Source organism: Streptomyces sp. JLBG701 (genome assembly GCF_058544905.1).
Genome location: NZ_CM178588.1, coordinates 775,723 through 800,540, shown reverse-complemented (window position 1 = coordinate 800,540; position 24,818 = coordinate 775,723). Strand labels below are relative to the sequence as shown.

The following is a 24,818-nucleotide window of genomic DNA, read 5'->3' as shown; positions in this document are numbered from 1 at the left end:
GCCAGGGGATGTCGGGCCCGCGCGGTCGGTGCTACGGAGAGGACGTCGGATGGACGAGTCGGTGCTGGGTGGCGGAGCGGTCAATGCCGTGGTCCGGGCGGGGGACACGGTGCGACGTACGGCGTCGGGCCGGTCGGGTTACGTACACGAGGTGCTCGCGCTCTTCGAGCGGCACGGTTGGCGCGCGGCTCCGCGCTTCCTGGGCTCGGACGAACAGGGCCGCGAGATGTACGGCTATCTCGAAGGACGGGCGGCCGTGAGCGCCGGGGAGCGATTCGCGGCGCGCACCGACGCGAGCCTGGTCCAAGTCGCCCGCCTCGTCCGGGAGTTCCACGACCTGACGCACGGTTCGGCGTTGGCGGGCGACGAGGACGTGGTCTGTCATAACGACCTGGCCCCGAAGAACACCGTCTACGCCGTCGACGGCGCGCGGTGGCGCCCGCTGGCTTTCATCGACTGGGATCTCGCCGCTCCGGGGGAGCGGGTCCACGATGTCGCCCATGTGTGCTGGCAGTACCTGGACCTCGGCCCGAACGTGTCCGACGTGCCGGAAGCCGCGCGTCGGATCCGGCTGATCTGCGACGCGTACGGCCTCGACACGACCGACCGGCTCCTCGACACGATCCTGTGGTGGCAGGACCGGTGCTGGAGGGGCATCGAGGCGGGTGCGGCGCGGGGCGAGCCGGGCATGGCAGGGCTGCGGGAGCGGGGCGTCGTGGACGCGGTGCGCGAGGCGTACGCGTGGGTGGCGGCCCACCGCGACGAACTCGGCGCGCGCCTCGGCTGACCCCGGCATTGACATGCAGGCAATTGCCTGCATAACGTTGAGTGTGCGATCAGATGACGACTCGGGGATGGACCAGGTCTTCAAGGCGCTGGCCGACGACACGCGCAGACGGTTGCTGGACCGGCTGCACGAGCACAACGGCCAGACCCTCGGAGAGCTGTGCGAGCGCATCGACATGAAACGTCAGTCGGTGACGCAGCATCTCGCCGTCCTGGAGGCCGCGAACCTGGTCAGCACAGTGCGGCGGGGGCGGGAGAAGCTGCACTACCTCAACCCGGTCCCGCTCCACGAGATCCAGGAGCGGTGGATCGACAAGTTCGAGCGCCCGCGACTGCGCGCGCTCGGCGCCCTGAAGCGACGAGCCGAGGAAACCATGACCGACAAGCCCACCTACGTGTACGTCACCTACATCCGCAGCACGCCCGAGAAGGTCTGGGAAGCGCTCACCGACGCCGACCTGACCGCCGCCTACTGGGGCCACCGCAACGAATCCGACTGGCGGACCGGCTCCCGCTGGGAACATGTCCGTACGGACGGCTCCGGCATCGCCGACGTGATCGGCACCGTCGTGGAGAGCGAGCCTCCTACCCGCCTGGTCACGACGTGGGGCGCGCCCGAGAACGAGGGCAAGGAGGGCACGTACTCCCGAGTCTCCTTCGACATCCGGCCGCACCAGGACATCGTGCGTCTCACCGTCACCCACGAGGACCTCGCCGACGCGGGCGAGCTCTCCGACGTGTCGTCCGGCTGGCCCGCCGTGCTCTCCAACCTCAAGTCCCTGCTGGAGACCGGCAGTCCGCTGCCCCAGGAGCCGTGGCTGGTGCCGTGACGTCGAACGGGCGGAAGAGGGCCGGTCCGCGCTGCGCGGACCGGCCGGGGCGCTTCCTTTCGGAGTGAGGTCTAGGCCTTGGGGGCGCTCTTCGCCGCCGTAAGGGCGCACATCAGCCCCAGGACCACAGCCAGGGCGCCGATGATGATGTTGTTGAGCACGACGCCCGCGTCCGGGCTCTCGCCGACGATCCACGGCGAGACGATCATCCAGACACCCAGGGCGCACGTGGCCCAGCTGAGCCCGTACATCCGCTCCGGAGTCGTGGTGAAGCCGAGAGCCAGCAGACCGATCGCGATGCCGACGATCAGGTTGTGCGGCACGAGGTCGGGCTGGCTTGTCGTGTAGTGGAGTATCCACGGGGATACGGCGCAGTACAGACCGAGCAGGAACACCGGTCCGTCCACGAGCGCCACATCGCGACCGCCGAGCATACGGGCGTAGCGTGCCCGCATTTCGGAAACATCAGGGTGGCTGGTTATGTCACCTCTGGTGGGCGAGACGTTGGCCATGACTCGTCTCCTTTGACTAGCAGGCCTGACCGCGTCTGGTGCGGTATGCGGTAAGCGCCGCGTACCTCCATTCTGCTCTTATTTCTCCTTTATGTGTAGAGGTCAGAGGGCAGGCAGAGACCGGAGTGGCGCAGACCCGCGCGCATGTCCCAGCGGATCGCGGGCAGACGGACCGAGAGTGAGCGGTCCGTTGCGGTCGACGATCGAGGTGGAGGTGCCTGCGCTATGGGCGCGAAGGTGTTGGAGCGGTTCCCCGCCGGAGCTCCGCGCGGATCGTGGCCCGCGGAGGAGTACGCGGCCCGCCGCCGTGCCGAGGGCCGGCCCGCGACCGTGGTGATGGACCTGAAGGCCGACGCGTTCCTGGTGGTGGAGCGCACCTCCGAAGACGACTGACGCCTACGACGGCTCTGGCGGGCGCGGATCCGTCAGCGCGCCGCCCAGCTCCCGGGCTCGGTGGACGAACGCCTCGTGCAGGTCCCGCGCCGCCTGCGGCACCGACTCCGCCCTGCGGCGCTGGAGCATCAGCAGCACCCGGGTCGTGTCGTCGGCGATCGGCCGGTAGGTGAGCGCGCCGCGTCGCTCCAGCGGGTCCCCGATCACACTGAAGTCCGGCAGGACCGTCGCTCCCAGCCCCTCCGCGACCATCAGTTTGCCCATCTCGGCGCCGTCCGTGGAGTACGCGAATGCCGGGCCGCGGCCGTCCAGGAGCCGGTGGATGTAGCGGTGCATCACATAGCCGGAACGCATGGCGATCAGCGGCTCGGTGAGCAGGTCGGACACCGCGACCACGGCCTGGGACGCCAGCGGGCTGTCGGGGCGCACACACACCACCGGCCGGCCGCGCAGCAGCTCGGTCGACTCGAAGTCGGCCGAGATGTCGTCGCCGTCCAGGTGGTTGACCAGACCGAGGTCGAAACCGCCCTCGGACAGGGCCCGGTGGATCTCCGCCTGCTGTGCGCCGACCACCTCGACCTGGGTGAGCGGGTGCTCGGCGCGGAAGTCGCGCACCACGGGAAGCAGGAGCGGCACGGTCGCCGCGTTCACGGTGCCGACGCGCACCATGCGGCTGATGCGGTGCTGTTCGCCCGCCGCGCCCCGCAACCGGTCCACCGCGTCCAGCACGTTGATGATGTGCGGCAGCAGCTCGCGGCCCTCCGCGCTCATCGTCGCGCCGGAGCGCTTGCGTTCCAGGAGATCGACGCCCAGCTCCCGTTCCAGATTCCGCACGGTTTCGCTCAACGCGGGCTGGGAAAGCCGCAGTTCCTCGGCGGCCCGGCGCAGTGAACCGAGCCGGGTGACCGCCGCGATGTATTCCAGTTGTTCAATCCGCACGCCCGCAGAATGCGAGCGAACTCCCCGCCTGTTCAAGGGTTTCCCTGTCACACGTTCGTGAAATTCGGTGGTCCGCGATACGAGACCGGTCGGGTTTTCCTTGACTGCCTTCCGAGACGGCTGCCACGATCGAAGGCATGATGATGCGACTGGACCTCACGCGGCGACGCCATGTCGACCTCGCGCGCGTCTCCAGCGCCTCCTGTTGCTGCGCGGCCTGATCCCCGTCCTGTGATCCGCCGCTCTCCCTCCCGCACCGCCTGAGTTCTCCACCGTCTTTCGGGCGGGTGGAATTCGGCGTGCCCGAAATCCCTCCGCAACAGGAGTTTCCGTATGTCGGCAGAGCCCGTGAAATTCGCCTACGCGCTCAGCCAGGGCGGCAACTCCACCGCCGCCCGGCGGATGGCCGGCTGGGTCTTCGACTGGTACTTCTCCAACGGCAAGGACTTCGACGGAGTCGTCGAGCAGATCGCCGAGCGCATCGTCGCCTACCGGCGGATCGGCGTCGACCTCCTGCTCCTCGGCTTCCTCCACTACCACGAGGAGGTTGAGTACTTCGGCCGCCGCGTCCTGCCCCTCGTACGCGAGCCGGAGTCCCGACTCCCCGAACCCGCCCGGTACTCCTGACCGTTCTCCCAGGGCGCCCACTCCGCACTTGCGTGGCGCCCCGGCCTCCCGAAAGAGGACCCATGGCCACCGTCCTGTCCGTTTCCGGCAGCCCCTCCGCCTCCTCCCGCACCAACCGTCTGCTGCGCCACCTGGACAAGCGGCTGATCGCGCAGGGCCACACGGTGATCCCGCTCGACGTCCGCGCCATCCCCGCCGAGGCGCTGCTGGGCGCGGACTTCCGGCACCCGAGCATCGCCGAGGCGACCGAGCTGTTCGCCCGGGCCGACGGGGTCGTGGTCGGTACCCCCGTCTACAAGGCCTCCTACTCCGGCGTCCTCAAGGCCCTCCTGGACCTGCTCCCGCAGTACGCCCTCACCGGAAAGACCGTGCTGCCCCTCGCCACCGGCGGCAGCAACGCCCATGTCCTGGCCATCGACTACGCCCTGCGACCGGTGCTCAGCTCCATGGGCGCGGCCCACATAGTCCAGGGCTGGTTCACCCTGGACAAGGACATCACCGCCCACGAGGACGGTACGATCACCGTCGCGCCCGCCGCCGGTGAGGCGCTCGCCCAGGTGGTCGACCAGTTCTCGACCGCCCTGGGCCGCACCCGGCACCTGGCCGCCGCGAGCTGAGCACGATGACCGCCCAAGTGATCGCGGACGACGCCGAGGCCCTCGCCGTCGCCGCCGCCCTGGCCGCCGAGTTCCGCTCGGGAGCCGCCGAGCGAGACGCCGAACGCAGGCTCCCGCGCGCCGAGTTGGACCGCCTGTCCGCCTCCGGGCTCCTCGCTGTCACCGTCCCCGCCGAGCATGGCGGCGCCGACGTCCGCCAGGAGACGCTCGCCGAGGTCTTCCGGCTGCTCGCCTCGGCCGACGCCAGCCTCGCCCAGATCCCGCAGAGCCACTTCGTCTACGTCAATGTGATCCGCCGTCAGGGCACCCCGGAACAGCGGAAGTTCTTCTTCGCCGAACTGCTCGCCGGCCGCCGCTTCGGTAACGCCCAGTCGGAGGCCGGCACCCGGCACGTCCAGGACATCCGCACCCGTCTGGAACCGGAGCCCGACGGCTCGTACGTCCTGACGGGTGTCAAGCACTACTCCACCGGGGCCCTCTTCGCCGACTGGATCCCCGTACTGGCCCGTGCCGAGGACGGCAACCTGCATGTGGCCTACGTGCCGCGCGACGCCCCCGGCCTCACGGTCGTGGACGACTGGGACGGCATGGGCCAGCGTACGACGGCCAGTGGAACCGTCCGCCTGGACGGAGTCCCGGTCCCCGCCGACCGCGTCCTGCCGCACCACCTCACCTTCCAGGGGCCGCAACTCCACGGAGCCGTCGCCCAGTTGCTGCACGCCGCCATCGACACCGGCATCGCCCGGGGAGCGCTGGCCGAGGCCGCCGAGTTCGTGCGGACGAAGAGCCGCCCCTGGTTCGAGAGTGGGGGCGAGACCGCCGCCGAGGATCCGCTGTTGATTCAGCGGTTCGGTGAACTCGCCATCCAGGTAAGGGCGTCCGAGGCGCTGCTGCGCGAGGCGGCCCGCGCGGTCGACGCCGCGCGCGCCGACCTGACCGAAGACTCGGCGGCCGAGGCGTCCCTCGCGGTCGCCGCCGCCAAGGTGCACTCCGCGCACACCGCCGTCGAGGTCGCGGGCGCCCTCTTCGAGGTGGCAGGCACCCGCTCCGCCCTCAACTCCCTCAACCTGCACCGCCATTGGCGCGACGCCCGCACCCACACCCTGCACGACCCGGCCCGCTGGAAGATCCAGCACATCGGCCGCCATGTGCTGAACGGGACGAAGCCACCCCGCCACGGCCTCCTCTAAGGAACTGTCCAGATCGGAGACCCACGTGTCCCTCACCTTCCACTGGTTCCTCCCCACCAACGGCGACAGCCGCCATGTCGTCGGCGGCGGCCACGGCACCCCGGTCACCGTCGCCGGACGGGACCGGCCGCCGACGGTCGCCTATCTGAGCCAGGTCGCCCGCGCCGCCGAGGATCTCGGCTTCGTCGGCGCGCTCACGCCCACCGGCGCCTGGTGCGAGGACGCGTGGCTGACCACCGCGATGGTCAGCCGGCACACCGAACGCCTGAAGTTCCTGGTCGCCTTCCGACCCGGCTTCGTCTCACCCACGCTCGCCGCGCAGATGGCGTCCACCTTCCAGCGGCAGAGCGGCGGAAGGCTGCTCCTCAATGTCGTCACGGGCGGCGAGAGCCACGAGCAGCGTGCCTACGGCGACTTCCTGGACAAGGACGCCCGTTACCGTCGTACCGGAGAATTCCTTGAGGTCGTACGGGAGTTGTGGGAGGGCAAGACCGTCGACCTGGCCGGAGAGCACCTCCATGTCGAGGACGCCAAGCTGGCCCGGGTACCCGATCCCGTCCCCGAGGTGTACTTCGGCGGATCCTCGCCCATCGCCGGAGAGGTCGCCGCCAAGTACGTGGACGTCTACCTCACGTGGGGCGAGCCGCCCGCCCAGGTCGCCGAGAAGATCGCCTGGATCAGGGGACTGGCCGCCGCACAGGGCCGCACCCTCCGCTTCGGGATCCGGCTGCACGTCATCACCCGCGACACGTCCGAGCAGGCGTGGGCGGAGGCCGAACGCCTCCTTGCGGGCTTCGACCCGGCGACCGTGAAGTCCGTACAGGCCGGACTCGCCCGCAGCGAGTCCGAGGGACAGCAGCGGATGCTCGCCCTGCACGGCGGCGGCAGCCGCGACGGCCTGGAGATCCACCCCAACCTGTGGGCGGGCATCGGCCTGGTGCGCGGCGGCGCCGGCACCGCCCTGGTCGGCAGCCACGACGAGGTCGCCGAGCGGATCAAGGAGTACCACGCCCTCGGCATCGACGAGTTCGTGCTCTCCGGCTACCCGCACCTGGAGGAGGCGTACTGGTTCGGCGAGGGAGTCCTGCCCCGACTCGCCGCGCAGGGCCTGTGGCGGCATCCGGCCGGCTCGCGGAACACCCCCGCGGCACAGGTTCCCTTCGCGAACTAGCCCGAGGTCAGCGAGCGGAGGTAGGCCCGCCGTACCTCGGCCGTCTGGCCCTGGACCAGCAGGAACATACCCTCGCGGGCGAGCCGTTGGGCCCGGCTGCTCAGGTCCAGGGACCGCCCGCCCCCGGCCACGACGGCCGCGGTCGTCACCGTCCGCATCACGTCGTACGCGCGCGTCCTGAGCGCCAGTCGTTCCTCGATGTACTCGTGCGGAACCGGATGGTCGGCCAAGGCGTAGGCCTGTCGCCTGACCTCTTCGAGGCGGGCGCGCAGGGGGCCGGCGGTGTCGTCGTCCAGCAGGGCGAGCGCCGCCTCGGCGATCCCGAAGACCGCCGGTGAGGTGTTCACGGACTTCGCGCGGTCGGTCGCGGCCCATGTCTTGTACGGCGCCCGCAGGGCTACCGTCTCCTCGGGCAGCCACAGTCCGTCCAGCTCCAGCGACACCGTGCGCGCGGCGGTGAGCGCCGCGAGCCGCATGGGCGGCGAGGCTTTGAGGCCGGGCTGCTCGCGGGCCTCCGTGAAGGCGAAAACCACCTCGTCCGCGTCGGTCGTCCCGGCGAGCAGCATGACGTCGTTGAGTCCCCAGCCGGTGTACCAGGGGACCATCCCGTCGAAGCGCAGGCCGCCGCGCTCGCGCGTGACCCGGACCGGGATGCGCGGGTGGGCGCGCAGGTGCGCGTACGCGACCCCGGACAGCAGCTCGCCACGGGACAGCGGGCCCAACAGCCGTTCCCGCACGGGGAGTTCACTCTTCGCCAGGGTCAGGACCGGTGTGTGGTGCTGCGTCTGCACGAACCACGTCGCACAGCACGCCCCGGCCAGGATCTCCGCGGTCTCCCGCGCCACCGCACCGGGTGCTCCCGCCCCGCCGTTCTCCTTCGGCGCGCTCACTCCGAGCAGTCCCGACCGTTTGACCGCGTCGATGTGGCTCGCGGGCACGCTCTCCTGGTCGACACGCTCGGCGTGCGGCGCGAGCAGGCCGTCGGCCAGCTGGCGGGCACGGGCGAGGAGGGGGTGCGGTGCGATGGTCATGGAAAGAATTCTCCCGATGTCGTCGTGCGCGGTGTCGATCCGGGCGTGCGCTGTTCGTGTAGGAGGTGAGAGAACACGACGACGCCAAGGAGGACGTCATGAAGTACTACCTGCTCAGCGTGGAGCAGCCGGTGGGAGAGCCGCCCGCGCCCGAGGTGCTGGCCGAGATCGGCAAGAACCTCGACGTCTTCCACGAGGAGCTGCGGGCAGCGGGCTCGTGGGTGTTCGCGGGCGGGCTGCACGGCCCGGAGGTGTCCACCGTGCTGCGCCCCCGCGACGGCGACGTACTGATCACCGACGGCCCGTACGCCGAGGGCAAGGAACACCTCGGCGGGATCTGTCTGATCAAGGCCCCCGACCTGGACGCCGCCCTGGAATGGGGCCGCAAGGCGGCGCTGGCGACCACCCTGCCGATCGAGGTGCGCCCCTTCCTGCACGCGGCCGAGGACTGATGGCGGCAGACGCCCCGGATGGACCCGCCCCGGACGTGGAGGCCGTCTTCCGTGCGGAGTACGGTCGCGCGGTCTCCGTCCTCATCCGCTTCCTCGGCGACATCGACCTCGCCGAGGAAGCGGTCCAGGACGCGTTCACCACGGCCGTCCAGCGCTGGCCGGAGGAGGGTGTGCCGCCCAGTCCCGCCGGCTGGATCATCACGACCGCCCGTAACCGCGCCATCGACCGGTTGCGCCGCGAGTCGTCCCGCTCGGCCCGCCACGCCGAGGCCGCCCTGCTCCACGCACCCGACACGCCGCCCGAGGAGGGACCCGTGCGCGACGACCGGCTCCGCCTCGTCTTCACCTGCTGCCATCCGGCGCTCGCTCCCGAGGCCCGGGTCGCGCTCACCCTGCGCCTGCTCGGCGGGCTCACCACGGCTGCGATCGCCCGCGCCTTCCTGGTGCCGGAGCCCACCATGGCCCAGCGCCTGGTGCGCGCCAAGGCGAAGATCAGGGACGCCCGCATCCCGTACCGGGTGCCGCGCGATGCCGACCTCCCCGACCGGCTGGGCGGTGTCCTCGCCGTCATCTATCTGATCTTCAACGAGGGCTACACGGGCGAGCCCGGGCTGTGCGCCGAAGCCGTACGCCTCGGCCGGCTGCTCACCGAGCTCATGCCGGACGAACCGGAGGTCACCGGCCTGCTCGCGCTGATGCTCCTCGTGGAGTCGCGCCGGGCCGCCCGGGAGGACGAGAACGGGGAACTGGTGCCGCTGCCCGAGCAGGACCGCGCCCGCTGGGACCGCGACCTGGTCGTCGAGGGACAGGGGCTCGTCCGCCGCTGTCTGCGCCGGGGCCGACCGGGGCCGTACCAGATCCAGGCCGCGATCAACGCCGTCCACAGCGACGCGCCGACCGCGGACGCCACCGACTGGGGTCAGATCCTTCAGCTCTACGACCAGCTGAGCGCCGTAGCTCCGAGCCCGGTCGTCGCCCTGAACAGGGCGGTCGCGGTTGCCGAGGTCGAGGGCCCAGGACCGGCCCTCGACCTCGTGGACGCCCTCGACCTCGACGGCTACCACGTCTTCCACGCCGTCCGCGCCGATCTGCTGCGCCGCCTCGGCCGCGACACCGAGGCGGTACGGGCGTACGAGGCGGCCATCACCCTCACGGAGAACCTGGCGGAACGGGCCTTCCTGACCCGCCGGCGGCGGGAACTCGAACACCGATGACGCCGAGCCTCACACGCTCAGCGCCTCCCGGACCGCGAGCTCCGACTCCTTGCCGCCCTCGCCGGACGACGTGACCCGCCCGGCCTCCAGGACGTAGTACCGCTGGGCGGCCCGCATCGCGAAGCCGACGTGCTGTTCGACCAGGAGCACGGAGAGTCCGCCCCGGGCGGCCAGAGCCAGGATCGTCTCCTCGATCTCGGCGACCACGGAGGGCTGGATGCCCTCGGTCGGCTCGTCGAGGAGGAGGATCCGAGGCTCCGTCACCAGGGCGCGGGCGATGGCGAGTTGCTGGCGCTGACCGCCCGACAACAGGCCCGCCCGGCGGCCGGACAGGGTCCGCAGCGCCGGGAACAGGTCCAGCGCCTCCGCGATCGCCTCCTTCCCGCGCTTGCGTCCGTCGGCCACCAGCTGGAGGTTCTCCGCGGTCGTCAGGTGCGGGAACGCCTGCTGGCCCTGCGGGACGTACGCCATCCCGCGCGCGACCCGCTCGTGCGGCTTGCGGCGGGTGATGTCCTCGCCGTCCAGGCGGATGGTGCCGCTGGAGGGCGTGAGCAGCCCGACCGCCGCGCGCAGCAGGGTGCTCTTGCCGGCGCCGTTGTGCCCGAGCACGGCGGCGACCCCGTCCCTGGGGACCTCGACGGAGACGCCGTGCAGGACGGTACTGCGGTGGTAGCCGACGCGGACGTCGTTGATCTCAAGCATCACGCCTCCTGTACGGCCACGTCGGAAGCGGTCTCCCGGGCGGCGTGCCCGAGGTACACCTCCTGCACCTTGGGATCGGCCTGCACCTCGGCCACCGTGCCCTCGCTGAGCACCTTGCCCGCGTGCAGCACACTCACGCTGCGCGCGAAGGAGCGCATGAAGTCCATGTCGTGCTCGATGACGACGACGGTCCGCTCCTCGCTGATGCGCTCCAACAGCTCGCCGGTGGACTGCCGTTCGTCGTGGCTCATCCCGGCGACCGGCTCGTCGAGCAGCAGCAGACGCACGTCCTGCACGAGCAGCATGCCGATCTCCAGCCACTGCTTCTGGCCGTGCGCGAGGATCCCGGCGGGGGAGTCGGCGAGTTCGGTGAGCCCGACCGTCTCCAGCGCCTTGGCGACGGACTCCGGCACGTCCTTGCGGCGCCGCAGCATCGTCCACGCGCTGCGGCCCGCGCCGGCCGCGATGTCCAGGTTCTGCAGGACCGTCAACTCCTCGAAGACGGTGGCGGTTTGGAACGTACGCCCGATGCCCGACCGGGCGATCTTGTGGACGCTCCGCCCGAGCAGCTCGTCCTCGCCGAAGCGGACCGAGCCCGCCGCCTTCACCAGGCCGGTGACGGCGTCGACGAGGGTCGTCTTGCCCGCGCCGTTCGGCCCGATGAGGAACCGCAGATCGCCCGGCCGCACGTCGAGGTCCACACCGTCCACGGCGGTGAACCCGTCGAAGGACACGCGCAGTTGCCGTATCTCAAGCCCTGCCAGCTCGGTCATGCTGCTTCTCCCACGGGAAGTGCGGTCGCGGGTTCCCCGGCCGGCTGCCTGGCGGCCCGCCACCGGCGTACGATCCCGGCCAGCGAGGCGAGTCCGCCGGGCAGGAAGGCGAGCGCCACGATGAACAGCAGGCCCTGGAAGTAGGTCCAGGCCGCCGGGAACTCCTCCGACAACGCGGTCTTGGCCCAGGCCACGCCGATCGCGCCGAGCACCGCGCCGACCAGGCTGGCCCGGCCGCCCACCGCTGCGCCGATCACGAACTCGATGGACGGCACGATGCCGATCATCGCCGGCGAGATGATGCCGACGGCCGGCACGAACAGCGCGCCCGCGAGGCCCGCCATGCCCGCCGCCACGACGTACGCGACGAGCTTCACGTTCGCCGGGTTGTACCCGAGGAAGCGCACCCGCTCCTCCGAGTCCCTTACGGCGACGAGGAGTTCGCCGTACCGGCTGTGGATCAGCTGGCGGGCGATCGCGATCAGGGCGAGCAGACACGCGGCGATGATGAAGTACACCGTCCGCTGGTTGAGCGGGTCGTTGAGGTCGTAGCCGAAGAAGCCCTGGATGTCGGTGAGTCCGTTGGTGCCGCCGGTCGTGTCCTGCTGGCCGATCAGCCAGATGGCGAAGGCGGCGGCGAGGGCCTGGCTGAGGATCGCGAAGTAGGCGCCCTTGACCCTGCGCCGGAAGATGAACGAGCCCAGGATCGCGGCGACGGCCATCGGCAGCAGCACGGTCGCCGCGAGCGCGAACAGGGGATTCGCGAACGGCTTCCACCACCAGGGGAGTTCGGTGGCGGTGCCGTACAGCGCCATGAAGTCGGGCAGGTTGCCCGGCCCGGCGTCGGCGATCTTCAGATGCATCGCCATCGCGTAGCCGCCGAGCCCGAAGAACACGCCCTGGCCGAGCGTCAGCAGCCCGCCGCGGCCCCAGGCCAGACAGATGCCGACCGCGACCATGGCCGTGCACAGGTACTTGGCGAGCAGCCCGAGCCGGAAGTCGGACAGGGCGAGCGGAGCGAGGGCGAACAGCACTACGGCAGCCGCCGCGAATCCCGCCACGGCCCGGGCCGAACGGCCTTTCAGCAGAGGCACGTTGGGGAGAGTCACTTTCTGCGGGCTCATACGAGACTCCTCGTACGCAGCGTGTACAGCCCCTGGGGCCGCCACTGGAGGAACGCGACGATGGCCACGAGGACCAGCACCTTGGCGACACTGACCGTGGTCGAGTACTCGAGGACCGACTGCAGCACGCCCAGCACGAAGGCGACGATCACGCTGCCCTTGAGCTGCCCGATGCCGCCGACCACGATCACCAGGAAGGCGTCGATGATGACGTTGGTGCCCATCGTGGGCCCGATCGGACCGACCAGCGTGAGCGCGACCCCGGCCACGCCCGCGAGCCCGGACCCGATGAAGAAGGCGGTGCGGTCGACGCGGGACGTGGAGATCCCGGACACCTCGGCGAGGTCGCGGTTCTGCACCACGGCCCGGATACGGCGGCCCAGCGGCGTCAGCCGCAGCGTCAGAGAGAGAGCGACCACGGCCGCGATCGCCAACCCCAGAATGAACAGGCGGCTGTTGGCGAAGGTGAGCGGATCGTCGCCGCCGATGATCGTGATGTTCCCGGTGAGCACGTCCGGCGCACGGGTCTGCACATTCGGCGCCCCGAAAATGTCACGGGCGAGTTGCTGGAGCATCAGTGAGACGCCCCACGTGACGAGAAGCGTGTCGAGTGGCCGGAGATACAGACGGCGAATCAGCAGCCATTCCAGCAGTGCGCCGAGCGCCCCCGAGACGAGAAAAGCGACGGGAAGCGCGACCAGCAGTGAAATTCCCGCGCTGGATATGGATTTTTGAAGGACGTATGTGGTGTAGGCGCCCGCCATGATGAACTCGCCGTGGGCCATGTTGATGACGTTCATCTGGCCGAAGGTGAGCGACAGGCCGAGCGCGATGAGCAGCAGGACGGCACCGATGCTGATGCCGGTGAAGGTCTGACCGAGGATCACGGTCATACGGCGGCTCCGGGGAGGCGGGACGCGGGGGCCTCGGCGTGCGAGGCCCCCGCGGAGGGGCGGTCAGGAGAGGCCGGAGGCCCACGAGTAGCCCTTGAGGTACGGGTCCGGCTTGATGGGCTCGCCGGAGTTCCACACCTCCTTGATCAGACCGTCGGTGCCGATCTCGCCGATCCGGGCCGTCTTGTAGATGTGCTGGCTGGCGCCGTCCACGGTGACCTTGCCCTCGGGCGCGTCGAAGGTGATGCCGTCGGAGGCGGCCTTCACCTTCTCCGGGTCGAAGGACTTCGCCTTCTCGACCATCGCCTTCCACAGGTAGACCGAGGTGTACGCGGCCTCCATCGGGTCACTGGTCGGCTTGTCCTGGCCGTACTCGGCCTTGTACGCCTTCACGAACTTGGTGTTCGCCGCGCCCGTGGTGGTCTGGTAGTAGTTCCAGGCCGTCAACTGGCCCGCCAGGTACTGGGCGCCGATCGACTTGACCTCCTCCTCGGCGATCGACACCGAGACGACCGGCATGGACTTGGCGGTCAGGCCCGCGGACTTGTACTCCTTGAAGAAGGCAACGTTGGAGTCGCCGTTGAGGGTGTTGAAGACCGCGTCCGCCTTCGACGCCTTCACCTTGTTGGCGATCGTGCTGAACTCCGTGGAGCCCAGCGGCGCGTAGTCCTCACCGGCGATCGTCATGCCGTTGGCCTCGGCGTACGCCTTGATCTCCTTGTTGGCGGTACGCGGGAAGACGTAGTCGCTGCCGACCAGGTAGAGCTTCTTGAGGCCCTTGCTCTTGAGGTAGTCGAGCGCCGGGACGATCTGCTGGTTGGTGGTCGCGCCCGTGTAGAAGATGTACGGGGACTCCTCAAGCCCCTCGTACTGCACGGGGTAGAACAGCAGGGACTTGTTCTTCTCGAAGACCGGCTTGACGGCCTTGCGGCTGGCGGAGGTCCAGCAGCCGAAGGTGGCCGCCACCCGGTCCTCGCTGATCAGCTTCTGCGCCTTCTCGGCGAAGGTCGGCCAGTCGGAGGCGCCGTCCTCGCTGATCGGCTTGATCTGCTTGCCGAGGACGCCGCCGGAGGCGTTGATCTCGGAGATCGCCAGTTCCAGCGAGTTGCGTACGGTCACCTCGCTGATCGCCATCGTGCCGGACAGCGAGTTGAGGAGACCGACCTTGACCGTGTCACCGCTGACGTCGGCCTTCGCGGCCTCGTCGGAGGAGCCGGCCTCACTGGTCTTGGCGCCGCACGCGGAGAGCACGACGGCGGCGGCGAGCGCCGCGGTACCGGCCATCAGCCGGCGGCGGAAAATGCTGGGAACGCTGGACAAAAGAACCCCCTTGTCCCCTATGGGACACCTGAAAAGGAAAGGCCAGCCCTTCAGGGGCCTGAAGTGCGGTCACAGCTTCAAGTCGCCCTGTTTCCAAGCTGTTTCGCGGCACTTACCCGCCTGTATCTTCCGGCTCCCGACGGGAAAGAAGGGGAAAACAAAAAATGCCCGGGGCGGAATGCTTGAGATGCATTCACAGTTCGCCCGAGGCATTCTAGTTACTTCCTGAGGGAAGTATCTCGGCGTGGTGAGGCGCATGTCAAGGGCGGGCCGGGTCGGCGTCCAGCTGGGTGAGCACGTCGAAGTCGACGCCGTCCGCGCGGGCGAGGTAGATCCGCTGCTTCACATGGCTGCCCCGCAGCCGCAGGAGTCCCCGTGGCCCCTCGTACGACACGGAGTCGGCACTCGCGCCGATCGCGGTCACGTCCAGAGTCCTGGCCCGGGCGATGAGCGCGGCCAGCAACAGGACGCCCTCGTAACACGATTCGCCCAGGCTGCCCGGGGCCGGCGCCTCGACGCCGAACCTTCCGGCGTACTGGCCGTGGAAGTCGAGGGTGTCCTGGTTGGCGAGAGAGGAGAAGAATCCGGCGGTGCTGTAGAGGCCCTCGGTGGCCGTGGGTCCGCTGGCCATCAGCATGTTCTCGTCCATCAGCGTGCTCAGTCTGAGGCAGCGCTGGTCGAGCCCGGACGCGGCGAACGCGCGGTTGAAGCGGACGGCGTCACTGCCCACGAGGAGCATCAGCACCGCGTCCGCCTCCGACTGCTCGATCCGGCGCAGCACCTGGTCGAACTCATGCGTGCCGAGCGGGAGGTAGGCCTGCCCGCAGATGCCGCCCCCGGACTCGCGCGCGTACGTGCGTGCCGCCAGCGCGGTGCGGCGGGGCCACACATAGTCGTTGCCGATCACGAACCAGCGCCGCACCGTGTGCTCGGCCGCCAACAGACGCATCGCGGGCCGCAGTTGGTCGTCCGGCGTCTCGCTGGTCAGGAAGACACCCGTGGTGTGCTCCCCGCCCTCGTACAACGCCGTGTAGACGTACGGGACGCGGTGCGCGATCCGCGGGGCCAGTGCCTGCCGGACCGAGGAGATGTGCCAGCCGGTGACGCCCTGGACGACGCCCAGATCCACCAACGCCCCTACCCGGTCGGCGATCTCACCCGGCTCGGCGCCGCCGTCGACCGGCAGCAGTCGCAGTTCCTTGCCCAGCACCCCGCCCGCGTGGTTGACCTCCTCGGCGGCGAGCCGCGCGCACAACTCGCAGGTGGGCCCGAAGATTCCCGCGGCGCCCTGCATGGGGAAGACGAGCGCCACGCTGAACACGGAGTCATCGACGGTGAACCAGTCGAGCGGGTGGGGGTCGAGCTGGAACATGAGGTCATGATTCCGGGTCCGACCGGTGAACTCCAGTCCGTCTCGTGGTGCGGTCGTCCCGGCGGCGGCAGGCGTGCGCGAACCACAGGCGGAGCGGGACTTGTACGATGTTGGGCACTCCGGCACCAAGGAGAAGGATGCCCACTCCACCTCCGCGTCAGCCCCAGGATCTGATGCAGCTGTTGACCCAGGCCGAACGCCTTGCGGCACGGCGGCTCCAGGCCGCCCTCGACGCGGACGGCTGCTCGCTCGACGCCTGGCGGGTGCTCTCCCTGCTCTCCGACGGCGAGGGCCACTACATGACCGCCGTCGCCGGAGCGGTCTTCCTGCCGCCGCCGACCCTCACCAAACTGGTCGACCACCTCGTCGACCAGAACCTCGTCTACCGGCGCGTCGACCCCCTGGACCGGCGTCGCATCCTCACCTACCTCACACCGCGCGGCGAGACCTACTGGCGCAAGGTCAGCCGTGAGGTCCGCGCCCAGTGGCCGGTGCTGAGCGACGGAGACGACGAACTGCTGCGCGCCCTGCTGGAACGGCTGGTGGGCGCCTTCGAAGGGGCTGCGACGGAGTCCGCCTCCTGAGGTGTCCGGGTATCCACCCGTGACGTTCTGATCACGAAAAGTAGTTTCCGCGTGTCCGGAATTCTCCCTCCGGGGTGATGGTTGGTATATGCATCGAGCTGACCGCCCGACCCGACCGCACGCGGCCGAAAGGCCCGCGCACCACCAGCGAGGCACCGTGAACCACTCCACCCCCGAGCAGCCCGCCGACATCGTGGCCCGGCTGCGCGCCGCCTTCCGCACCGGCCGCACCAAGCCCGTCGAGTGGCGCACCGCGCAGCTTGGCCGCCTGCGCGAGATGCTCACGGAGAACGGCGACGACATCGCCGCCGCCCTCCACGCCGACCTGGGCAAGAGCAGCACGGAGGCCTACCGCACAGAGATCGACTTCACGATCCGCGAGATCGACCACACCCTGGACCACCTCACCGACTGGCTGCGCCCCGAGCCCGCCCCCGTCCCGGCCCACCTCGGCGCCGACGCCACGGCCTGGACGCAGTACGACCCGCTGGGCGTCGTCCTCGTCATCGCCCCCTGGAACTATCCGGTCCAGCTCCTGCTCACCCCCGTGATCGGCGCGCTGGCCGCCGGCAACGCGGTGGTCGCCAAGCCCAGCGAGATGGCCCCCACCACCTCCGCCGTGCTGGCCCGTCTCCTGCCTGCCTACCTCGACACCGACGCGGTCGCCGTCGTCGAGGGCGGCATCCCGGAGACCACGGCCCTGCTGGCCGAGCGCTTCGACCACATCTTCTACACCGGCAACGGCGCCGTCGGCCGCATCGTCATGCGCGCCGCCGCCGAGCACCTCACCCCGGTCGCCCTCGAACTCGGCGGCAAGTCCCCGGCGTTCGTCGACCACGACGCCGACCTGAACGTCGTAGCCGACCGGCTGGCCCGCGGCAAGTTCCTCAACGCCGGCCAGACCTGTGTGGCCCCCGACTACGTCCTGACCGACCCGGAGACCGCCGCCGCGCTCGAGCCCCTACTCGCGCGTGCCGTCGAGGCGCTCTACGGCACCGACCCCGCCGACTCGACCGAATACGGCCGCATCGTCAACGAACGCCACTTCGACCGGCTCGCCGGCCTGCTCGACTCGGGCCGTGTCGTCGTCGGCGGCGGCAGTGACCGTACGACGAAGTACATCGCGCCGACCGTCCTCGCCGACGTCGACCCCAAGTCGCCGGTGATGCGGGAGGAGATCTTCGGCCCGATCCTGCCCGTCGTCACCGTCGCCGACCTGGACGCGGCGATCGACTTCATCAACGACCGGGACAAGCCCCTCGCCCTGTACGTGTTCACCGAGTCCGAGGACACCCGCTCCCGGATCGCCGCCGAAACCTCCTCCGGCGGCCTCGGCTACGGCCTGCCGCTCGCCCATCTCACCGTCTCCGACCTGCCGTTCGGTGGCGTGGGGGAGAGCGGCATGGGCAGCTACCACGGCCGCTACTCCATCGAGACGTTCAGCCACCGCAAGGCGGTGCTGGCGAAGCCGCTGAGCTGAACGGACTCCAACTCGGCCGAGGGGGCGGCCGAGTCGCCGTCCCTGTTGACTGGTCTACACCCTTGACTGGTACAGACCAACGCGGTTGAGTGAGCCTCCACACCCCCCACCACGGCCGCCCCCACGCCGTGGCCGGTCCGACCGGCTCGTGCGCACAAGGCTGTGCTCCGCCCTGCCCTTGGTGGGGTCGGCCGTGCTCCGCAGAGGAGTTGACCCTGTGTCGAGGCGCCGCATATCCGCTGTTCTGACCGCACTCGTCCTCGGAGGCATGGCCCCCGTGCTCCTTCCGGCCTCGGGCGCGTCCGCAGCCGCCTGCTCCAGCTATCCCAGCTGGGTGGCGGGCAAGTCGTATGTCACCGGCGACATCGTCCGCTACACCGACGGCAAGGCGTACGTCGCCGAGCACGACAACCCGGGCTACGACCCGACGATCAGCACCTGGTACTGGGAGCCGTACGCCTGTGACGGCTCCGGCACTCCGTCCGGATTCGTCGTCTCCGAGGCGCAGTTCAACCAGATGTTCCCGAGCCGGAATTCGTTCTACACCTACAGCGGCCTGACCGCCGCGCTGAGCGCCTACCCGGCCTTCGCGAACACCGGCAGCGACACCGTGAAGAAGCAGGAGGCCGCCGCTTTCCTCGCCAACGTCAACCACGAGACCGGCGGGCTGGTCCACATCGTCGAGCAGAACACCGCCAACTACCCGACGTACTGCGACTGGAGCCAGTCCTACGGCTGCCCGGCCGGCCAGGCCGCCTACTACGGCCGCGGACCCATCCAGCTGTCCTGGAACTTCAACTACAAGGCCGCAGGCGACGCACTCGGCCTCGACCTCCTCAACAACCCCTGGCTGGTACAGAACGACGCGTCCGTCGCCTGGAAGACCGGCCTGTGGTACTGGAACACCCAGACCGGCCCCGGCACCATGACCCCCCACAACGCCATGGTCAACCAAGCCGGCTTCGGCCAGACCATCCGCAGCATCAACGGCTCCCTGGAATGCGACGGCAAGAACCCCGCACAGGTGCAGAGCCGCGTCGACGCCTACAACCGGTTCACCTCCATCCTCGGGACTTCACCGGGCGGCAACCTCTACTGCTGACGCCCGATCGCAGGGCATGGTGTCATGCACCTGACTATTGATCCCGCACGGATGAAGGGCATCGTCATGCGCACCCCCCACGCCCTGCTCGCCACGACCGCCGCGCTCGCCGCGACGGTCGTGGCACCCCCGGCCGGAGCCGCCACGGCGGTCCCGGCCGCGGGCGCCTACTACGTCCAGAGCGCCACGACCGGGCTCAACGCGGCCGACAACAGCGGAGCGGTCGAGCAGCACAACCCCAAGGGCAACGAGGACCGCCAGCAGTGGACTCTCCGGGCGAGCGGATCCTCGTACGTCCTGGAGAGCACCGACACGGCCGGCAGCTGCCTCGGCCGCTCCGGCGACCAGGCGAGAACCGTGGCCTGCACGAGCGCGGACGCGGCCTGGGAGATCACCCCGACCGGCCCCGACCAGTACACCCTCAAGTCCCCGGGAACGGAGCGCTACTTGACGGTGGCTGCCAAGCCGTCCGGCTCCAACTACCCCGCCCAGCTGGCCGTCGGCTCCTCCGGCACCCTCGCCGCCTGGTACCTCACCCCGGTCACGCCCACGACGGGCACCATGCCGTCGGCGGACCAACGCACCCTGGACCAGGTCACGTTCCTCACCTCGCACAACGCCTACGCCAATGGAGTCGACGGCGGCTTCGCACCGCCCTTCGTCAACCTGGTGCCGAACCAGTCCCGGGGCATCAACCAGCAACTCGCCGACGGTGTCCGGGGATTCATGATGGACATCCACCAGACCTCGGACGGGGCGATCCTCTGCCACAACAGCTGCACCCTGGTCAGCAGTCCGGTCGCCCTGTGGGTCGACATCCAGCGCATGGTCGACTTCCTGAAGGCGCATCCCGACCAGGTCGTCACCGTCTTCCTGGAGGACTACGTCGACCCGGGCGTCCTGCGCAGTGAACTCGCCCGGGTCAGCGGCCTGTCCGACGTGCTCTACCGCCCCGACCAGACAGGTGTCCGGCAAAGCGGCTGGCCCAAGGTGGCCGACCTGATCGCCGCCAACGACCGGCTGCTCATCTTCACCGACCACAGCCGTTCCTCCGACGAGTCCGCGGGCCTGACCCGGGACAGCTTCGGGGTGATGTACCAGCGGGAGTGGACCGTCGAGAACTACTGGTCCATGGGCTCGGGCCTCGGCTCCTCCAACTGGGCCTGCTACAGCCGCTGGTACGACGCCAACGCCAACATCCCGCTGACCCGCACCGAGACCGCCTTCCGGCCGCTCTTCGTCATGAACCACTTCCGCGACGCGGCGATCGCCTCGACCGCGCAGACCGACAACACCAAACTGACCGACCGGGCCAAGCGGTTCTGCCAGCCGGCCGCCCGCAAGAAGCCCAACTTCCTCGCCGTGGACCGCTACGACCTCGGGGACCCGGCGTCGGCGGTCAACTCGCTCAACACGTACACATATCCGTAAAGCGCCCGTTCCGCCTGACGGTCCCTGTGCGAGACTCCGCTGATGACCTCGGAAACGATCACCGCACAGGCCTCCGGCACCTGGAAACTCGGCGACCTGTCCGTCAACCGCATCGGCTTCGGCGCGATGCGGTTGACGGGCAGCGCCGCCTTCCACCTCGGCACACCGAGCGACCGCGACCGGTCGATCGCCGTACTCCGCAAGGCGATCGAACTCGGTGTGAATCACATCGACACGGCCGCCTTCTACTTCTCGTCCCTGCGCTCCGCCAACGAGCTCATCAACAGCGCGCTCGCCCCCTACTCCGACGACCTCGTCATCGCCACGAAGGTCGGGCCTTTCCGGAACTACTCGGGGGAGTGGGGCACTTCGGCACGCCCCGAGGACCTGCGCGGCCATGTCGAGGAGAACCTGCGCCAGCTCGGCCGGGACCATCTCGATCTCGTCTACCTCCGCCGGATGCGCCAGGACTCCATCGCCGAGCACTTCGGCGCGCTCGCCGAGCTCCGCAAGGAGGGCCTGATCCGGCACCTCGGCATCTCCGACGTCGAGCCCCGGCATCTCGCCGAGGCGCAGGAGATCGCCCCTGTGGTGAGTGTGCAGAACAGGTTCGGGCTGGACTCCCGCAACCCCGAGACCGCCGAGATGCTGCGGATCTGCGGGGAACAGGGCATCGCCTTCGTTCCGTTCTTTGCCATCGCGGGCGAGGGAGGGGCACAGGGGGCCACCACCGCACACGACGACGAGGTACTGGCCATCGCGGGCGCCCACGACGCCAGTCCCGCCCAGATCCGGCTCGCCTGGTCGCTCGCGCAGGGCCCGCACGTTCTCGCCATTCCCGGGACGGGCAACCCCGACCATCTCGTCGAGAACGTGGCCGCGGGCGCGATCCGTCTCACCGAGGACGAGTTGAGGCGGCTGGTGGCTACGGGGCCTTGATGTGGAGACGGTCGCCGAACGGTTCCGCGCCCGTAAGACGCGGACGGCTCCGCGCGACGATCGTGACGGACAACCCCGGCAGTCCTTGCAGCGGGGAGAGGTCGACCGTCGGGTCGACGGCGTCCAACTCCAGGGTGAGCCTCCTCAGGAAGGGGAAGGCAAGGCCAAGCCCGACCAGTTCGGGATCGTCCTTGACCTTCATCAAGGTGAGGGAGTGAATGCCTGGCTGGAACGGGAGGCCGGCGAATTCCAGCGCGGGGTCACGCACCGGGATCCGGAGCGCCTTCAGCTTCGGCAGGCCCCTGATCTGGTCGAAGAGCTCGTCGACAGGTGTCTCGTTCCAGAGGGCGAGTCCGCGCAGGCCTGCCCAGCGGTGGAGGGAGTCGAGGCGCAGCTTGTCGCCGGACACCGAGAGCCGCATGACCGTGGGGTGCGCTGGGGGGAGTTGGCTGTCACGCAGCCCCCAGAGACGCAGCTCGCGGAGCTGCTCAAGTGTGGGGATGACGTCCAGGTGCCCTCGTTCGAGCAGGGCGGCACCGAGTTCCAACGTGACCAGGGGCGCGCCGGCAAGGGTGGCGACATCATGGACACAGGTCCCGTTCCCGATGAACAGGTGCTTGATTCCCGGACGCCTGGTCAGAAAGGACAGGTCGGACAAGCGGGAATTGTCCCTCACGGTGAGGTTCTCGATCGTGTCCTGCGGCAGGTCGTTGTCCAGCAGAGCCGCGTCGAAGGGACCACTGACGACGACCTTCCTCAGCGGACCGAGATGGTGCAGGCTCCTGATCATGTGATCGCGGTCGACGAGCACCTCTAGATCGTCCAGCCGCATACGGGCCAGCACCTCACGGGCGTACCGCTCGACAGGGAAGTCCCGCCAGGCCGAGACGACGAACTGGCGTACCAGCGGGCTCGGTTGCGACGCGAAGTCGAGGACGAGCGGCAGGCACTCGGGAGTGCCGATCTTCCGTAGCGTCGTGGTGACGAGGAGTTGCACCTCCTCCGGCAAACCGATGGGGCCAGGCAGCATCGGAAGGGCGTACGGCCCGAGTCCGGCCACCTCGGTTGCCTGGCGGGCGTTTTCGGGCGGCATGAAGGCTTTGACGCGCTCCTCCACCGCCTGGCGTGTCTCCGGCGGCAGGAACACCGCCTCGGCCGCGCAACTCGCTGCGAGAACTCGGAGTTTCCACCGCTTGCGTCCCGACCGGGCATCCCCCTGCTCCACGAGATGCTCGATCACGCCGCGCACTTCGGCGGCCGTGCAGTGACCGACGGACAGCAGGACGACGTCATGCCACTCCTCCTGCGAGGCGTGCTGCAGCATCTCCGCCAGGCAGTCGCTGTCGCGGAACTCGGCGGCGGCCAGGTAGTCCTGGAATGTGCGGTGAATGAACTGGATGCTGTCAGCGGTGCGTTCTTCCAGGACTCCACTGCGATTGAGCATGTGCCGCAAGATGGCCTCCGCCGGACCCTGCTTCAGCACCTTCGGCATTCCCTGCAGGGCGGGCGTCAACTGACCGATGGCCTGCTCGTGGGAGAGCTGCAACTGGCCGTTGCGCACCAGCCACACGGCGATGCGCTGCAGGAGCGCCTGGTGTGCCTCCGGGCTCAGTTCGATCCCTTCCGGCCCGGTGATCCTTCGCCGCGCGTCGCGCTTGCCCAGGAGCATCTTCAGCGCGGCCGTGTAGAGCTCGGGCCGGCTGACGGGCAGGTCTCCGCCGCTGCGCCGGTGGAGAGCGCAGATCACGGCGCAGAGCAGGGGAGTGCGCGCGAGATTGCGCAGGGCCGGACTTGAGGTGAAGCGGGCTTTGAGGGAGGCCTCCAGTTCGGACAGGTGGTGGTCCTCGTCATCCGCGGCGGACACGTCCAGACGTGCCGTGTCGTGCCAGGCGTGCACGAAGGCCTCGATGTCCGTGTCCCGCATGGGCAGGAGGTGGAGCTCCTTGAAACCCTCGTGCGCCAGCCAGTCCTCCTTCACCGCCAACGGCCGCACCGTGACGAGGCAGAGCGCGGGGGTGAAGGAGGCCAGGAGCTCACCCAGCCAGTGCCGGGCATCCGTACGATCCTCCTGCGGCACCTCGTCGAGACCGTCGACCAGCAGGAGTCCACGGCCCGAGTCCAGCACCCTGCGGGCCCAGTTCACCGGCGGGTCACCGGTCATCAGACCGGCTATGCGGTGGAGGTCGCCCGGCCTGGGAAACGTGTCGCCCTGGGCGCGCAGCCTGCGCAGCGGGATGACGAACGGGACCAGGCCGTTGAGCGCCGTCAGGCTGCCCTCCAGCGAGTGGGAGGCGGTGTGGGAGGCCAGCCATCCGACCAGCGTGGTCTTCCCCGCGCCGGCCTCTCCCCGCAGCAGCACCCGGGGACCGGCCGCCAGCAACTGCTCGTCGACCCGTCGCGCCCTGGGCGGGGTGCCTTCGGACTGGCGGAAGGCGCGGGAGTCCTCCGCCTCCAGGTGCAGGTAGGCCGTGTCCAGGTCCCAGCGCGACTCGTGAGTCCCCAGTTCGTCGACCCCGATGATCGCGATACTGCGGAACCGGGTCTTGATCGCCTCCCGGTACTCGCGTTCGAACAGCTCGTCATGCCGGTGGAACTCGGTGACCCGTTCCAGAGACAGTGGCCGCTCGGCCTCCGGCAGGGTGAAGGCCTTGGCGACACCGTCGTCGACCGATTCCGCCTCGATGCGCATGTGACCGCGTCCCCGGGGGACGCTGGTCACGATGCCAGTCAGGACACCCCCGGCGAACACCGGAGCTCCGGAGAGCCCGGCCAGCGGGGACGAGCCGTCGGCGCGCTCGGTGGCGGGCGCGCGGGAGAACTCGCAGACCAGGATGTCCGGGCGCAGCCGACTGGCCACTGGAAGCATGGTGACCTCGTACTGGTCGCATTCGATCTCACCGGTCACGGCGTCGCGCTGCACGTCGGGGAAGCCGATGACCTGGCAGTCGGGAACGGGCTGCGCGGTGTCGACGCGGCCCCAGCGCAGCCTGCCGAGCGGCTTGAGGAACGCCGGGGTCACCACCTGCGTGTGTGCCTCGAGAAGCGCGAGATCGCGTTCCGGGTCGATCCAGCGCACGTCGCAGGGAACCGACGCGGAGCCGCTCGGGTGCATCACCGAGGCGACGCCGGGAGACCCCGGGGGGAGGAGAACGAGCCGGGGTGGATACCGCTTCGGTTCCGCACCGGCGTCCGGATGCGTGACGCGTGCCCGGCGCGGGCCGCGCAGTACGTGTGCCGCGGTCAGCACGAGGCTCGGGGTGAGAAGCACACCGGTGCCCTGGGTCAGGCCGCTGACCAGGACGACACGGTCCGCCGGAGACACGGCTCTGTTCATGG

Annotated in this window: 23 protein-coding genes and 1 pseudogene; 14 read left to right on the top strand and 10 right to left on the bottom strand. The window is 69.6% G+C overall.

Annotated elements, in window-relative coordinates; translation table 11 throughout:
- The first annotated feature begins 49 nt into the window (after positions 1-49).
- Positions 50-787, top strand: coding sequence for a phosphotransferase (locus AC5DRG_RS03640; protein ID WP_491807988.1), 738 nt, complete (start codon positions 50-52; stop codon positions 785-787).
- 67 nt (positions 788-854) lie between these two features.
- A complete protein-coding gene (locus AC5DRG_RS03635; RefSeq protein ID WP_491812962.1) occupies positions 855-1,616 on the top strand; it encodes an ArsR/SmtB family transcription factor in 762 nt (253 codons plus the stop codon).
- A gap of 71 nt (positions 1,617-1,687) precedes the next feature.
- Here AC5DRG_RS03635 and AC5DRG_RS03630 read toward each other — a convergent pair whose 3' ends face one another.
- Complete coding sequence (locus tag AC5DRG_RS03630; RefSeq protein WP_491807987.1) at positions 1,688-2,128, bottom strand: SPW repeat protein; 441 nt, start codon at positions 2,126-2,128, stop codon at positions 1,688-1,690.
- A gap of 225 nt (positions 2,129-2,353) precedes the next feature.
- On the opposite strand from AC5DRG_RS03630, the gene AC5DRG_RS03625 reads away from it, so the two are divergent.
- Positions 2,354-2,521: a DUF8839 family protein gene (locus tag AC5DRG_RS03625; RefSeq protein WP_491807986.1), complete on the top strand. Its 168-nt coding sequence runs from the start codon at positions 2,354-2,356 to the stop codon at positions 2,519-2,521.
- 3 nt (positions 2,522-2,524) lie between these two features.
- On the opposite strand, the gene AC5DRG_RS03620 is transcribed toward AC5DRG_RS03625, so the two are convergent.
- Entirely contained in the window at positions 2,525-3,460 is a 936-nt protein-coding gene (locus AC5DRG_RS03620; RefSeq protein ID WP_491807985.1) for a LysR family transcriptional regulator, read from the bottom strand.
- 315 nt (positions 3,461-3,775) lie between these two features.
- On the opposite strand from AC5DRG_RS03620, the pseudogene AC5DRG_RS03615 reads away from it, so the two are divergent.
- The 4 genes and pseudogenes from AC5DRG_RS03615 to AC5DRG_RS03600 form a co-directional block, all read left to right on the top strand.
- Positions 3,776-4,087 (top strand): annotated as a pseudogene (locus AC5DRG_RS03615) (hypothetical protein); the annotation flags it as partial.
- 62 nt (positions 4,088-4,149) lie between these two features.
- Positions 4,150-4,704, top strand: coding sequence for an NADPH-dependent FMN reductase (ssuE, locus tag AC5DRG_RS03610; protein WP_491807984.1), 555 nt, complete (start codon positions 4,150-4,152; stop codon positions 4,702-4,704).
- A gap of 5 nt (positions 4,705-4,709) precedes the next feature.
- Positions 4,710-5,894 carry an SfnB family sulfur acquisition oxidoreductase gene (locus tag AC5DRG_RS03605; RefSeq protein WP_491807983.1) on the top strand — a complete coding sequence of 395 codons (1,185 nt, stop codon included), beginning with the start codon at positions 4,710-4,712 and terminating at the stop codon, positions 5,892-5,894.
- Between the two features lie 25 nt (positions 5,895-5,919).
- On the top strand, positions 5,920-7,065 hold the full coding sequence (locus tag AC5DRG_RS03600; protein ID WP_491807982.1) for an LLM class flavin-dependent oxidoreductase: 1,146 nt from the start codon (positions 5,920-5,922) through the stop codon (positions 7,063-7,065).
- On the opposite strand, the gene AC5DRG_RS03595 is transcribed toward AC5DRG_RS03600, so the two are convergent.
- Positions 7,062-8,096, bottom strand: a complete 1,035-nt coding sequence (locus AC5DRG_RS03595; protein WP_491807981.1) for an acyl-CoA dehydrogenase family protein — start codon at positions 8,094-8,096, stop codon at positions 7,062-7,064. The genes AC5DRG_RS03600 and AC5DRG_RS03595 overlap by 4 nt on opposite strands.
- Positions 8,097-8,194: 98 nt before the next feature.
- On the opposite strand from AC5DRG_RS03595, the gene AC5DRG_RS03590 reads away from it, so the two are divergent.
- Together AC5DRG_RS03590 and AC5DRG_RS03585 are read left to right on the top strand one after the other, a co-directional pair.
- Complete coding sequence (locus AC5DRG_RS03590; RefSeq protein ID WP_491812961.1) at positions 8,195-8,548, top strand: YciI family protein; 354 nt, start codon at positions 8,195-8,197, stop codon at positions 8,546-8,548.
- Entirely contained in the window at positions 8,548-9,762 is a 1,215-nt protein-coding gene (locus AC5DRG_RS03585; protein WP_491807980.1) for an RNA polymerase sigma factor, read from the top strand. The genes AC5DRG_RS03590 and AC5DRG_RS03585 overlap by 1 nt, the downstream gene beginning before the upstream one ends.
- A 9-nt stretch (positions 9,763-9,771) precedes the next feature.
- Here AC5DRG_RS03585 and urtE read toward each other — a convergent pair whose 3' ends face one another.
- From urtE to AC5DRG_RS03555, 6 genes are all read right to left on the bottom strand, one after another.
- Complete coding sequence (gene urtE, locus AC5DRG_RS03580) at positions 9,772-10,464, bottom strand: urea ABC transporter ATP-binding subunit UrtE (protein ID WP_491807979.1); 693 nt, start codon at positions 10,462-10,464, stop codon at positions 9,772-9,774.
- Positions 10,464-11,237, bottom strand: coding sequence for an urea ABC transporter ATP-binding protein UrtD (gene urtD, locus AC5DRG_RS03575; RefSeq protein WP_491807978.1), 774 nt, complete (start codon positions 11,235-11,237; stop codon positions 10,464-10,466). Before urtD ends, urtE begins: the two co-directional genes overlap by 1 nt.
- Positions 11,234-12,361: an urea ABC transporter permease subunit UrtC gene (gene urtC / locus AC5DRG_RS03570; RefSeq protein ID WP_491807976.1), complete on the bottom strand. Its 1,128-nt coding sequence runs from the start codon at positions 12,359-12,361 to the stop codon at positions 11,234-11,236. The genes urtD and urtC overlap by 4 nt, the downstream gene beginning before the upstream one ends.
- On the bottom strand, positions 12,358-13,254 hold the full coding sequence (gene urtB, locus AC5DRG_RS03565; protein ID WP_491807975.1) for an urea ABC transporter permease subunit UrtB: 897 nt from the start codon (positions 13,252-13,254) through the stop codon (positions 12,358-12,360). The genes urtC and urtB overlap by 4 nt, the downstream gene beginning before the upstream one ends.
- Before the next feature lie 63 nt (positions 13,255-13,317).
- Positions 13,318-14,538: an urea ABC transporter substrate-binding protein gene (urtA, locus tag AC5DRG_RS03560; protein WP_491812960.1), complete on the bottom strand. Its 1,221-nt coding sequence runs from the start codon at positions 14,536-14,538 to the stop codon at positions 13,318-13,320.
- 295 nt (positions 14,539-14,833) lie between these two features.
- Positions 14,834-15,946 (bottom strand): substrate-binding domain-containing protein, encoded by a 1,113-nt coding sequence (locus AC5DRG_RS03555; protein WP_491807974.1) that lies wholly within the window; start codon positions 15,944-15,946, stop codon positions 14,834-14,836.
- A gap of 137 nt (positions 15,947-16,083) precedes the next feature.
- Between AC5DRG_RS03555 and AC5DRG_RS03550 the strand changes: the two genes are divergently transcribed.
- The 5 genes from AC5DRG_RS03550 to AC5DRG_RS03530 all read left to right on the top strand — a co-directional run bounded on the left by AC5DRG_RS03550 (position 16,084) and on the right by AC5DRG_RS03530 (position 21,482).
- Positions 16,084-16,530 carry a MarR family winged helix-turn-helix transcriptional regulator gene (locus AC5DRG_RS03550; protein ID WP_491807973.1) on the top strand — a complete coding sequence of 149 codons (447 nt, stop codon included), beginning with the start codon at positions 16,084-16,086 and terminating at the stop codon, positions 16,528-16,530.
- 88 nt (positions 16,531-16,618) lie between these two features.
- A complete protein-coding gene (locus AC5DRG_RS03545) occupies positions 16,619-18,010 on the top strand; it encodes an aldehyde dehydrogenase family protein (RefSeq protein WP_491807972.1) in 1,392 nt (463 codons plus the stop codon).
- 217 nt (positions 18,011-18,227) lie between these two features.
- Entirely contained in the window at positions 18,228-19,112 is an 885-nt protein-coding gene (locus AC5DRG_RS03540; protein WP_491807971.1) for a glycoside hydrolase family 19 protein, read from the top strand.
- 66 nt (positions 19,113-19,178) lie between these two features.
- Positions 19,179-20,543: a phosphoinositide-specific phospholipase C-related protein gene (locus AC5DRG_RS03535; protein WP_491807970.1), complete on the top strand. Its 1,365-nt coding sequence runs from the start codon at positions 19,179-19,181 to the stop codon at positions 20,541-20,543.
- 42 nt (positions 20,544-20,585) lie between these two features.
- Positions 20,586-21,482: an aldo/keto reductase gene (locus tag AC5DRG_RS03530; RefSeq protein ID WP_491807969.1), complete on the top strand. Its 897-nt coding sequence runs from the start codon at positions 20,586-20,588 to the stop codon at positions 21,480-21,482.
- On the opposite strand, the gene AC5DRG_RS03525 is transcribed toward AC5DRG_RS03530, so the two are convergent.
- Complete coding sequence (locus AC5DRG_RS03525; RefSeq protein ID WP_491807967.1) at positions 21,469-24,816, bottom strand: NACHT domain-containing protein; 3,348 nt, start codon at positions 24,814-24,816, stop codon at positions 21,469-21,471. The genes AC5DRG_RS03530 and AC5DRG_RS03525 overlap by 14 nt on opposite strands.
- Positions 24,817-24,818 lie beyond the last annotated feature (2 nt).